Here is a 12,805-nt window from a genome sequence, read left to right on the forward strand (position 1 = left end):
CTGCGTTTTTATATTATATAATAAAATCTGAAGAATTTGTCACCTAAAAACTTCATCATAAAACTTAATTTCTACAACTACTTGATAACTACAGTCTTTTATATTAAATTAAGAGTAAGAAATAAAATGGAGAGTCAGGAGTGAAAAATATGAGCACAGAGAGAAATATAGAAGAGCATAAAGGCTTTGAAGTGGGACCAATTAGACCACCAAGTGAAGCACAGAGTTTATTACTTAGAATAACGAGAAATTGTCCTTGGAATCAATGTAAGTTTTGTACTTTATATAAGGGTCAGAAATTTAGCATTAGACCTGTTGAGCATATATTAAAAGATATCGACATGCTTAAATACTTTATTGATGCCATTAAAAGTATACAAGATAATCCGCAGCTAGATATAAATGAAGAGATGAGAAAGCTTAGCAGCTCTGTTTCACCAGAAGAAAACTGGGCTTATTATTCAGCTATAACTTGGATTAGCGGTGGCATGAAATCTATATTCCTTCAAGATGCTAATAGCATAATTATAAAGCCAGAAGATATGATAACAATACTAAAGTATGTTAGAAAGAATTTCCCTAACGTTGAGAGAATCACATCCTATGCTAGATCTCAGACTGTTGCTAGAATTAGTGATGAAGATCTTGCGAGGATGGCTGAAGCAGGTCTAAATAGAATTCATATAGGAATGGAATCAGCAGCGGATGTAGTATTAGATTTCATTAAAAAGGGAGTAGATAAAAAGACTCATATTATTGCTGGACAAAAGGTTAAGAGAGCTGGAATTCAGCTATCTGAGTATTTTATGCCAGGATTAGGGGGAGCTGATTACAGCAGAGAAAATGCCCTTGAGACTGCAGATGCTGTAAATCAAATTAATCCAGATTTCCTTAGACTAAGAACTCTTGCAGTTAAAGATGATTCACCACTAGGCAAGGATTATGCAGAGGGAACTTTTAAAAAGCTAAATGATGTTCAGATGGTAGAAGAGCTTCTTTTATTCATTGAAAACCTAGAGGGTATAACTACTACTATAAAAAGTGATCATATTTTAAATCTTATACCAGAAGTAGAAGGTAAGCTTCCAGAGGCTAAACAAAGAATAATTTCTCATATTAAAAAGTTCCTAGATCTTAGTGAAGAAGAGAAAGTAGTTTTTATGATTGGAAGAAGAACATCAACTATCGGGGGAATTAATGATATGGATTACCCAGAGAGAACAGCTAGAGCAAGAGAGATTGTAGCTCAGCATAATATAACAGTAGAAAATGTAGATAGTGTAGTTGCAGAACTAGTGAAGAGATTTATTTAAATTATATTAAATAAAGATATTATTAGTTTAAGAAAAAAAAATATTATACGAAATATCATATAAACATATTATTAAAGTTGTGGTAGAAGAGAAGCTTCTATAGCAACTTTTCTTTTTCAAATAGATAAAAATTTTAAAGATAAATAAATTTAAAAATAGTATTTGAAAAATATTGTATAGGACTTAAAAAATATAAAAGTATTGTAATAAAAGAATGAAGAATGTAAAAATTTGTTGTATAATAATTATGGGGCAAATTATGAATCGAAGATAAATGAAATACATATTATCCGGGGGTTATAGATATGAAATTTAACAAATCTAAGCAGATTATTCTTCTTATAATCTGTATTAGTAGTTTTATATATTTGTATGGATGCAGTAAGGAAAATGAAACAATAAAAATTGGGGTATTAGGAACAATGACAGGTGTTAATTCTGATTTATCTGTTTCAGGGAGAAGAGGCATTGAAATTGCAGTTGATGAGATAAACAAGGCTGGAGGATTAGATGGAAAAAAATTTCAGCTAGTTATTAAGGATGATAAAAATGATTCTCAACTAGCAGTTAATCTAGTTAATGAATTCATTGATGAAAAAATACCAGTTATAATTGGGCCTTATACAAGTGGAATGATTGTTAACTATATGAGTTACTTAAAAGACAGGAATATATTGTTTTTAGGGCCAACAATAAGTTCAGATTCATTATCAGATATAGATGATAACTTTATTAGGTTTATTGCAACTACTAAGGAGCAAGCAATTGCTCTAACGGATATGGCTAAGAAAAATAATAATAATAAATTTGTAGTATTATATGATATAGAAAATAAAGGATTTAATAATTCTCTTTATAATAATTTTAAAAAGTTTTTAGAAAAAAATGGAGGAGAAATTATTGAAACAAAAGCATATACCTCTAATTCAAAGGTTGACTATTTATGGTTAGCGAAAGAAATAGCAGAGTCAAAGGCAGAAGCACTTTTCTTAATTTCAAATTCAGCAGATGGTGCGGCTATAACTCAGCAACTAAGAAAAATTTCATGTCAGATTCAAATTTATGCCTCATTATGGTCAAATACTACTGACTTAATTAAAAAAGGTGGAGCTGCTGTTGAAGGTATGTTTATTGTAGGGGCAATTGATTTAAATGATAAATCATCAGCTTTTGTTAAATTTGAAGAAAATTATATTGAGAAGTATGGAGATGAGCCGAGTTTTTCCTCTGTATTTTCTTATGAAATTGCTATAGCATTACTTCAAGCTATGGAACAGGGACCAGATTTAAAACCTTCTACCATTAAAGATAATATTATTAAAATTAAAAAATTTAATGGACTACATGGAGAATATGAAGTTAATAAGTTTGGAGATAATACAAGAGAATATATGATATTTAGGATAGAAAATGGCAAATTAAGAAAGGTTGATTAAAACATGAGAAGCAAAATTAGCTTAAAGAATCACATGCTAGTAAGTAATTTATTAATATTTGTTTTGCCATGTTTAATTCTTGGATATATTACTATCTCTTTCTTTAATGAAAAAGTTAAAGAAAATATTCAATACAATAATGGTATTATTGCTACAAATATCAATAGGAACATTGAAAATTTTGTTGAAGATCCAATAAATGTAATAACACATGTAGGAAAGTTTCTATATAAAAAAGATACTATTAATGATGACAATACTAATGCATACCTTAATACTATAAAAAATCTATATTCTTATTTTGATAAGATACAAATTATTGATGAATATGGAATAGTAAGTAATGTGGCTCCATTTAATAAAGACTATATAGGGACAAGCATGATACATATGGATTATTTTGAAAAAGCAAAAAAGTCCGACAAACCTGTGTGGTCTAGAGTATTTATATCAGAACAGACTAATAAGCCAACAGTTACTATATCACTTCATATTAATGGAAATGTTTTGATTGGAGATTTGAATTTATCTGAAGTAACAAATGTTATTAAAGAGGTCCCTATGAAGGGAAAAGGAACTATATCTATTCTTGATGAAAATGGAATATATATTGCTGACGAAAATGATGAAAATGTAAATCAAAGAAGGATATTTGATAATTTTAGTTATGTAAAAGACAGTATTAATGAGGAAAATATAGTTATAAAGGATAAGGACAATAAAGATTTAATAATATATTCAAGTGAAATAAAGTCAACAGGTTGGTATTCTGTAATTACTGTAAAAGCTAATGACGTATTTGAACCTGTAGATAAACTTAAAGAGATGTTTTATGTAGCTCTTATGATGTTTTCATTTACAAGCTTTGCCACTTCTATAATGAGTGTAAATAAACTAACAGAATCTTTAAAAAGTTTTATTTTTAAAACTAAACTAATTTCTAATGGTGACTACAGCATAAAGCATGAAGTTAAGGGCTATAAGGAATTTATAGAGTTAGCTAAGAATTTTGATATTATGAAGGAAAATATAAAGGAACGGGAAGAAAAAATAAAAGCACTAAATGAGGAATTAGAAGAGAGAGTTGTTGAAAGAACTATACAACTTGAAGAGACTAATTGCATGTTAGAAGAAACTAATGCTATTCTAGAGGAAGAGATCTCTGAACGGGAAGAAGCAGAAAATCAAATAAGAAAACTAAATGATAGCCTTGAATATAAAGTTAAAGAGCGTACCAGTCAGTTAGCTGAACTAAATAGGGTACTTGAAGACTCTAATAGATTAACAAGTGCAATTCTTGAGAGTTCACCAGAGTTTATTATGTTTGCCTTAGATACAAACTATCGTTACCTCATTTTTAATAAGAAGCATAAAGAAACAATGCTTAGTATATGGGGAAAAGAGATAGAAGTTGGAATGAGTATGCTGGATGTTTTTAGTAAACATGAAGACTGCTATAAGGCAAAAGAAAATTTTGATAAGGTTCTAGATGGAGAGAGTTTTATTCTTGCTGAAGAATATGGAGACGAAAAGTACTCTCGTTTATTTTGGCAAAACTATTACTCGCCTATACTATCTTGTGAGGGCAGCGTTATTGGAATAACTTGTTTTGTGATGAATATTACAGAACAAAAACTAGCGGAAGAGAAAATGATTTATCTAAGCTATAATGATCAACTGACAGGATTATATAATAGAAGATTTTATGAAGAGGAGATAAAGAGATTAGATTCAGCGAAAAATTTACCTTTAACTATTGTTATGGCGGATGTAAATGGATTAAAGCTTATTAATGATTCCTTTGGACATGTTGAGGGAGATAAACTTTTAAATAAGGTAGCAGAAATTATAACAAAAGCTTGTCGAAAACAAGATATTGTGGCTAGGCTAAGTGGGGATGAATTTATAATTTTATTACCTAAGACGAATAGCTATGAAACTGAGGAAATTATTAAGAATATAAAGGAATTAGCAATGAAAGAAAAGGTAGGCTCTTTAGATATATCTATTTCTTTTGGATATGAGACTAAATATAATGAAGGAGAAAGAATTCAAGATATATTTAAAAAAGCTGAAGACCGCATGTATAAGAAAAAGCTTTTTGAAAGTCCAAGTATGAGAGGGAAAACTATTAATGCTATTATCAATACTCTTCACGAAAAAAATAAAAGAGAAGAGCAGCATTCTCATAGAGTTTCACAATTATGTGAGAGGATGGGAAGAGCTCTTGGTTTATTAGAAGAAGAAATTCAAGAGCTTAAGACTGTGGGGCTACTTCATGATATAGGTAAAATAGCTATAGAAGAAAATATACTAAATAAACAAGGAAAGCTTACAGAAGAGGAATGGGAAGAAATAAAACGACATCCTGAAATAGGGTATAGAATACTAAGTACAGTAAATGACATGTCAGAGATGGCAGAGTTTGTACTAGCTCATCATGAAAGATGGGATGGAAAAGGATATCCAAAGGGATTAAAGGGTGAAGAAATACCAATTCAATCAAGAATTATTGCAATAATTGACACCTATGATGCTATAACTAGTGAGAGAAGTTATAGAAGTGCTTTATCAGAGGATTTTGCTATTAGTGAACTAAGAAAGAATGCAGGTACTCAATTTGACCCAGAACTTGTAAAGATATTTATTGATGATGTATTAAAAAATTAATAAAAAGGATTAGCTGAGTAGAGTGCTTCTACTTAGCTAATCTTTTTTGTTAGAACTAAGAACCAGATTTAAAGAGATCAGTTAGATTATTAAATATAGAACAATCATAGTCATCATGAAGAGTAACATCTAAAACGTCATATAATTTTCTAAGTTGTTTTATTATTTGATCGATAAAATCATCATTTTTAACTAAAAGAAACATACAACTATTAGATCCGTCGCCTATTTGACCGCAGAGTATACCCTCAAGATTAAATGCTTTTCTTGCAAAAAGCCCAGTTATATGGGACATTGCCCCAGGATGATTACGAACCACTAGTTCAATTACAGAGTGATTACTATTTGGCATAGTCTTCACCACCTATCATTTCGTTATTTGATCCACCAGGAGGAACCATAGGAAGTACGATTTCTTCTGGGCTTATTGGAATATTAATAATATATGGACCAGACTTAGATAATATTTCACTAAGTTTACTTAAGGGGTCACTTTCATTACCTAGGTTACAGGAAGGTATATTAAAGCCTTTTCCAATTATCTCAAAGTCAGGATTAGTTATAAATTTTGTTGCAAAGTAATTTTTATTAAAAAATAGTTCTTGAAGTTGATTTACAAGGCCAAGATGTTGATTATTTAATATTATAACTTTTACATTTAAATTGTGATCTGCAAGGGTAGCTAGCTCTTGAATATTCATTAGTATAGAGCCATCACCGCTAAAGCAGATTACAGGTTTTGAAGGATTAGCCAGAGCTGCTCCAATGGCTGCAGGAAGTCCAAAGCCCATAGTTCCTAGACCTCCAGAAGTTATTAGAGTACGAGGCTTTTTAAAAGGATAAACCTGAGCAGTCCACATTTGATGCTGCCCTACATCTGTTGTAATAATAGCATCACTAGGAAGATTTTTAGCTACATATTTTATAATATTCATTGGATGAAAAATATCACTTTCACATGGAAAGCATAGTGAATGTTTTGATTTACATAAATTAACTTCATCTACCCATTCAGATCTATCATCTTTCTTTATATGAGGAAGTAGAGCATGAAGGGTAGTTTGTATATCTCCAGTTATGGAAAGGTGAGCAGATCTTAATTTATTAATTTCTGATTCATCAATCTCAATGTGAAGAATTTTAGCATTAGGACAGAAGTTAGATATATTTCCAGTAGCTCTATCATCAAAACGAACTCCAAAGGCTAAAATTAAATCAGCCTCATGCATCACTATATTAGTAGAACGAGCAGCATGCATTCCTACAAGTCCAAGATATAGTGGGTCATCACAAGGAAAAGCACCAAGTCCCATTAGGGTAGTGGCAACAGGTATATTATTTTTCTTAGAGAACTCATACAAAATATCATAAGCTTCAGAGTTAATAACTCCGCCACCAATATATAAAACAGGGCGTTTAGAAGTATTAATTAACTCAGCTATTTCTAAGATTTCTGATGCTTTAACATCATTTTCGATTTTTGAAAAGGCTTCTACAGAAGGCCATTCATCAATTTCTATTTCTTGTAACTGAATATTTTTTGGTATGTCAATGAGCACAGGTCCAGGACGGTCACTTACTGCAATCTTAAAAGCTTCAGGTATCATTCTAAAAAGTTCTTCCATAGAATGTACGAAAAAGTTATGTTTTGTTATAGGTATAGTTAATCCGTATATATCAATTTCCTGAAATGCATCTGTTCCAATCAGTGAATAAGGAACTTGCCCTGTAATAGCAATAATAGGAACAGAGTCCATTTTTGCATCTGCAATTCCTGTAAGTAAGTTAGTAGCCCCAGGACCAGAAGTTGCAAAGCAAACAGCAGGCTTTCCAGTAGAACGAGCCATACCATGAGCAATAAAAGCAGCCCCCTGCTCATGTCTTGCTAGGATATGTTTAATGCTACTTCTAGAAAGTGCATCATATAAGGGTAATATAGATCCGCCAGGAATACCTGATATAGTTTTTATACCCTGCATTTCTAATAGTTTAATTGCGATTTCAGCCCCATTAAGTTTCATAATATGCCCCCTTAGAATATATTAGAATAAAAAAACTCCTAGTCCTAAACTAACAGGACGAAGAGTATACTTCGCGGTACCACCTATTTTTGTATAATAAATACACACCTTAATATAATACGGGCAATAAGCCGATATTACTTCCTTTTTAACGGTAGGATTCCGGTTAATTCTACTCTCGGTCAGATTTCCATTAACAACTCCGTGGCTACCTTCTATATATCTATCATGGAAAATTCACACCAGCATTTCCTCTCTTTATTTCAAGAATATATGTACTCCTCCACATCAATGTTTTTACTAATTTCTAATTTATATGTATTGTATATTATTGCTTTATTATTGTCAAGAAAAATGAGAAGATTTCGTTAATTCAAAGTGTTTTTAATAAATAAAGATGTTATAGTAGAAGTTTTCATGTTTTTAAGAATAATTAAAAAAATCATTGCAATTATCATATGTATATAAGTTTTTATGTGTTAATATGTATATATAAGTAAAAATTTGAACTAGATTGGTAAAGCATATATTAAAGATGATTTATAGAGCATTGTTTAACACAATATATTTAAATTTTGGGGCTAATAATAAGGAGGATATAAAATGTTTGATAATAAGAATTTTGATGAGTTAAATACAATTGCAATGAAATTGGTTTTAGATAATCAATGGGATAATACTGCCATTGAGGTGAATAAAAGAATTATTCAAGAAAAACTTAATCATCCTGCTGCACACACAAGATTAGCAAAATGTTTATTAGCAAAAGGCGACCAACAAGGGGCCTATAAAATATATAAAACAGTATTAGAGTTTGATCCGAATAATACAATTGCATGGAATTTTGTTAAGTGCAAAGAATTTTCGGTAAAAAAAGAAATACAAAAGAAAGAACATGAAGAGATAACAGCTAAAAATTTAGAGGAAAAACAAAGAAAAGAAAAAGAAATTAAACGAATGATTAGTGAGATTTAGTAACTCAATATATTTAGCACTTAATGCTAAATATATTGAGTTACTTATCTTTACTATAGTATACTATAACCGGGGAATGGGAAAAACTAAAATATTAACACTTAGGAAGGAGGCTTTGTAAAAGCAGAATAAATAAGTTTATTAAAACTTATAAATGATGTGCAACAATGTATTGTATATATATCAGCTTACATAGGGGTGAACTTTCAAACTATTTAAATTAGCTTAAAAGATATTATTAAAGTTTAAAACAGTATTTTGCAATTATGTATGATTATTTATAATAACAACACATCGTGAGGGGCTATGTGAGGTTTTATTTATATTTTAATCTATGGAGGAAAAGGCAATGGGAAATCTAATGAAAAAATGGAATGAATTAAGTCTGGTAAAACGGATAATTATAGGTTTAATTATAGGTATTATTTTAGCTGTAACTGTACCAGATGCAGCACAACCAATAGTTATTTTTGGTTCTTTATTTGTAGGTGCACTAAAAGCCGTTGCACCTATGTTAGTATTCTTTTTGGTTATGTCCGCTATCTCTCAACATAAAAGCGGTCATCAAACAAATATGAAATCGATTATAGTTCTTTATCTTTTAGGAACATTTTTAGCGGGGCTTGTAGCAGTTGTAGCAAGTTTTATGTTCCCAGTAACATTAACACTCTATGTTGGCGCTGTTGATAGTGTAACGCCTCCAGGCGGTGTAGTAGAAGTTTTAAAAGCATTACTACTTAATCTTGTTGATAACCCAGTAAGAGCACTTTTCAATGCTAATTATATTGGTATATTATCTTGGGCTATACTTCTTGGTTTTGCGCTAAAAGGTGCACCAGATTCAACAAAAATAATGATTACGAATTTTTCAGATGCATTATCTCAAATAGTTAGATGGGTTATAAATTTTGCACCACTAGGAATTATGGGCCTTGTATTTGAAGCTATTGCAACAAGCGGGATTGAGTCTTTACTTAGCTACGGACAATTACTTATAGTTTTAATTGGATCAATGCTTTTTGTAGCTCTTGTTATAAATCCAATTATTGTATACTTATATATTCGTAAAAATCCATATCCACTTGTATTTAAGTGCATAAGAGAAAGTGGTATTACAGCATTCTTTACACGTAGCTCAGCTGCAAACATTCCTGTAAACATGAGCTTATGTGAAAAATTAGGTTTAGATAAAGATACTTATTCAGTATCAATTCCACTAGGAGCTACTATAAATATGGCTGGTGCAGCTGTTACTATTTCTGTATTAACTTTAGCAGCAGTCCACACTCTTGGAATTGAAGTAGATATAGCTACAGCATTTATTCTAAGTATACTATCTGCTGTAAGTGCATGTGGTGCTTCAGGAGTAGCTGGTGGATCTTTACTATTAATCCCTCTAGCTTGTAGCTTATTTGGAATTTCAAATGATATGGCTATGAAGGTAGTTGGAGTAGGATTTATTGTAGGTGTTCTACAAGATTCTTTCGAAACAGCACTAAACTCTTCTACAGACGCACTTTTCACAGCAACAGCTGAATTTGCAAAGTGGCGTAAAGAAGGTAAAAAGATTATTATTAATAAGTAAAAATTAGAGTTGAATTTAGCCCACTAGTTCTGGAATATAGAACTAGTGGGCTTTTAAATTATTCTATAATTTTTTGTTGGAGAAATATGAAGATATTATTGTCTAAGTTCTAATAAATAAAAAGGATTAATATAATTTCTAGGTAGGGATTATATCTCATAATATATTATAATTTATAGGAGAAATGAAAAATGAAGAGTAGTAAAACTACAGAGTTAAAAATCCTTAAAGCTATTTTATGGACATACATTGTTTTATGTTTAGTAATTGCAGGACTAAACTACGGCTATGCAAGTAAAGCAACTCCAAAAGTTGCAGAGTTTATTACATGGTTTTGGCACTTCTACGAAAACTGGATAAAAACTCTTTTTATAATTATATGTAGTTTTCTCACTCTAAGGATAGTTGGTAATTCTAAAGAAACTACAATGAGAAAAAGAAATTTGATTGGTTTTATTATAGCTGCCTTAGTTGTGCACATAGTAACTCCTTTCTTTTTAAATAATACTGAATTATACTTTTTTACAATGCCCCTACCTTGGACAACGACTCCACTACAGCTATTAAATGCAGAGTCTTCTTTTTATCTTAGCCGTTTTCCAGTTTGGGGAATGGCAGGGGTAACATCTGCTTTAGTATTTTATGTTTGTATGAGTGTTATCGTTATACTTGGAACACTTCTACTAGGTAGAAGATGGCAATGTTCCACTTTGTGTCTTTTCAATGGATTTGCAGCAGAAGTCTTTGCACCGGCAATGCCACTAGTTGGAGAACCTAAAAAAATGGATGAAAAAAGACTTAAAGTTTTTTTGGTTTTAAGATGGGTATTTCTTAGTATTGCAGTTTTCTTCACACTTTGGTGGACACTCTTTTTATTAGGCATACCAGTAGGTGAAAATGTTAAGCTACTTGGCAGAATAGAGAACTATAAATATCTTACTACAGAATTACTAATGGCTATGTTTTTCTGGGTAGCCTTTATTGGGAGAGGATATTGTTATTACTGCCCACTGGGCACTGTATTAGGTTTTATCGGAAAGTTGGCTGGTCAAAAGATTAGAACAGATAAGTCAAATTGTGCTGAGTGTGATCAGTGCAATAAAGCTTGCCCTATGACTATTGATATTAAAAATAAAGCAAAAGAAGGCGAGGATGTTAGAGAACTTAGATGTGTTGGGTGTGGGCATTGTGTAGATGTTTGCCCTACAAGAACACTATCTTACTCAACAAAGTTCTTAGATTGGAGATCAAGTAGAAGGAAGATATCAACCATAAATAAACAAATAGATAAACCAGTAGAATAAATACAAAAATGATCATTTGTTGTAAAAATAATTAAACAGAAAATTCTGATAATAGTCTTTACTTTTTAACTAACTCATGATATTATATATACAAGAAGAAGAAATTCTTCCTACAAACCCTAATTTACAAGCAAAAGTTAGTTTTTAAGTAAGAATTAGTTTCTAAGTAAGAGTTAGTTTTTAGTAAGAATTAAACTGGTTATGAATTAGAGTTGTAAAGAAGTTTAAAAGGTAAAAGATTTAAAGTTAAGAAGGTTTAAGAAGGTAAAAGGTAAAAGGTTAAAGATTTAAAAAATCAAGAATTTAAGAAATTAGAGTAAGAGTTAAAGATTAAAAAAATGAAGAATTTAGCAAATCAGAGTAAGAATTAAGAATTAAGAATTAAGAATTAAGAAGTTAATAGGTCAAATTAATAGTTAAAGATTTAAGAAATGAAGAAGTTAGTAAATCAAAGTAAAAGTTAAATGTTTAAGAAAAAAGAATGTAGAGAAAATATTTTAGATTTGCCAAAAGATCAATTAAAATTTAAGTATTTGCAATTGGAACAGAGGTAATTAGGAAGGAAAGTTTTATTGAGTAAAGAGGTTATGATTAATGTTAAAAAGTAAATTAGGGTTTGTGTAGTAGCTAGCTTAAGAGTGTTATGTAAGCTAGCTACTATTATTTTTTGCCCAAAATAGAAATAGATACTGAAAATTTATCATAGTTGACTTTACAGTCAATACAGCTTGTATTATAATTGACTGTAAAGTCAATGGTTTAAATATCCATTATATAAATTTAAAGGGAAGTGTGTTAAATTGTACTCTACTTTTGAAAGATTACCAGAGGATAAAAGACAGAAGATTATAAAGGTGTGTATAGATGAATTTTCAGCAAATGGTTATGAAAGTACATCTACTGATGTTATTACAGAAAAAGCGGAGATTTCAAAAGGTAGTCTGTTTTACTATTTCAAAAACAAAAAAGGTCTGTATCTTTATATCATTAAATATGTTTATGATTTGCTTTTTCAAAGATTTATGAAAGCTTTTGATGAAGTACAAGAACAAGACTTCTTTGAAAGAATTAAATCACTTATTATAACTAAGCAAAAGCTAACTATTCAATATTATAATGAGACACGGCTTATCATGAATGCTTTAAGCAATCCACCGATAGCTTTAAAAAAAGAATGCGAGGATATTTACAAAGATAATTGGAAGAGATATGAGCGTCTCAAGGATTATGTGTATAAAAAAGGATTGATCCATTCTGAAAATTTACGAGACAATATTTCAGCAGAAATCTCTGCTAACTTTACAGCAGCTATTCTTGAAAGACTTTCGGAAAGATTTTTCGCAATGTATAGTGCTGGGAAAATTGATTTAAATAATTACTGTGCAACCATAATAAAGGAATTAGATGAATATATTGATATTATTAAATATGGGATATTTAAAAGGAAGGATGATAAGTAAAGTTCTAAAAAAGCATAGTCTTTAATATAAGGAGGGGGATA

The 12,805-nt window shown here is 30.4% G+C and carries 9 protein-coding genes and 1 other annotated feature; of the genes, 7 read left to right on the forward strand and 2 right to left on the reverse strand.

Annotated features, from left to right (window positions below; all coding sequences use genetic code 11):
• Positions 1–149 precede the first annotated feature (149 nt).
• The 3 genes from ACX0KU_RS09355 to ACX0KU_RS09365 all read left to right on the forward strand — a co-directional run bounded on the left by ACX0KU_RS09355 (position 150) and on the right by ACX0KU_RS09365 (position 5,419).
• Positions 150–1,313 carry a radical SAM protein gene (locus ACX0KU_RS09355; protein WP_472989592.1) on the forward strand — a complete coding sequence of 388 codons (1,164 nt, stop codon included), beginning with the start codon at positions 150–152 and terminating at the stop codon, positions 1,311–1,313.
• A 305-nt stretch (positions 1,314–1,618) separates the two neighbouring features.
• Positions 1,619–2,749 carry an ABC transporter substrate-binding protein gene (locus ACX0KU_RS09360; protein WP_472989593.1) on the forward strand — a complete coding sequence of 377 codons (1,131 nt, stop codon included), beginning with the start codon at positions 1,619–1,621 and terminating at the stop codon, positions 2,747–2,749.
• Positions 2,750–2,752: 3 nt separating this feature from the next.
• Positions 2,753–5,419 (forward strand): HD domain-containing phosphohydrolase, encoded by a 2,667-nt coding sequence (locus ACX0KU_RS09365; protein ID WP_472989594.1) that lies wholly within the window; start codon positions 2,753–2,755, stop codon positions 5,417–5,419.
• A gap of 55 nt (positions 5,420–5,474) precedes the next feature.
• On the opposite strand, the gene ACX0KU_RS09370 is transcribed toward ACX0KU_RS09365, so the two are convergent.
• Entirely contained in the window at positions 5,475–5,771 is a 297-nt protein-coding gene (locus ACX0KU_RS09370) for an ACT domain-containing protein (protein WP_472989595.1), read from the reverse strand.
• The gene (gene ilvB, locus ACX0KU_RS09375; RefSeq protein ID WP_472989596.1) at positions 5,761–7,440 is read right to left on the reverse strand and encodes a biosynthetic-type acetolactate synthase large subunit; all 1,680 of its coding nucleotides are present in this window, start codon (positions 7,438–7,440) and stop codon (positions 5,761–5,763) included. Before ilvB ends, ACX0KU_RS09370 begins: the two co-directional genes overlap by 11 nt.
• Before the next feature lie 50 nt (positions 7,441–7,490).
• Positions 7,491–7,741: a binding site (T-box leader), on the reverse strand.
• Between the two features lie 302 nt (positions 7,742–8,043).
• Here ilvB and ACX0KU_RS09380 point away from each other — a divergent pair.
• The 4 genes from ACX0KU_RS09380 to ACX0KU_RS09395 all read left to right on the forward strand — a co-directional run bounded on the left by ACX0KU_RS09380 (position 8,044) and on the right by ACX0KU_RS09395 (position 12,764).
• Entirely contained in the window at positions 8,044–8,415 is a 372-nt protein-coding gene (locus tag ACX0KU_RS09380; protein WP_472989597.1) for a tetratricopeptide repeat protein, read from the forward strand.
• Positions 8,416–8,764: 349 nt separating this feature from the next.
• Positions 8,765–10,000 carry a serine/threonine transporter SstT gene (sstT, locus tag ACX0KU_RS09385; protein WP_472989598.1) on the forward strand — a complete coding sequence of 412 codons (1,236 nt, stop codon included), beginning with the start codon at positions 8,765–8,767 and terminating at the stop codon, positions 9,998–10,000.
• Between the two features lie 191 nt (positions 10,001–10,191).
• Positions 10,192–11,304, forward strand: coding sequence for a 4Fe-4S binding protein (locus tag ACX0KU_RS09390; RefSeq protein ID WP_472989599.1), 1,113 nt, complete (start codon positions 10,192–10,194; stop codon positions 11,302–11,304).
• An 800-nt stretch (positions 11,305–12,104) separates the two neighbouring features.
• Positions 12,105–12,764 (forward strand): TetR/AcrR family transcriptional regulator, encoded by a 660-nt coding sequence (locus tag ACX0KU_RS09395; protein WP_472989601.1) that lies wholly within the window; start codon positions 12,105–12,107, stop codon positions 12,762–12,764.
• The last annotated feature ends 41 nt before the right edge of the window (positions 12,765–12,805 follow it).

It is taken from the genome of Clostridium sp. X (assembly GCF_055755365.1).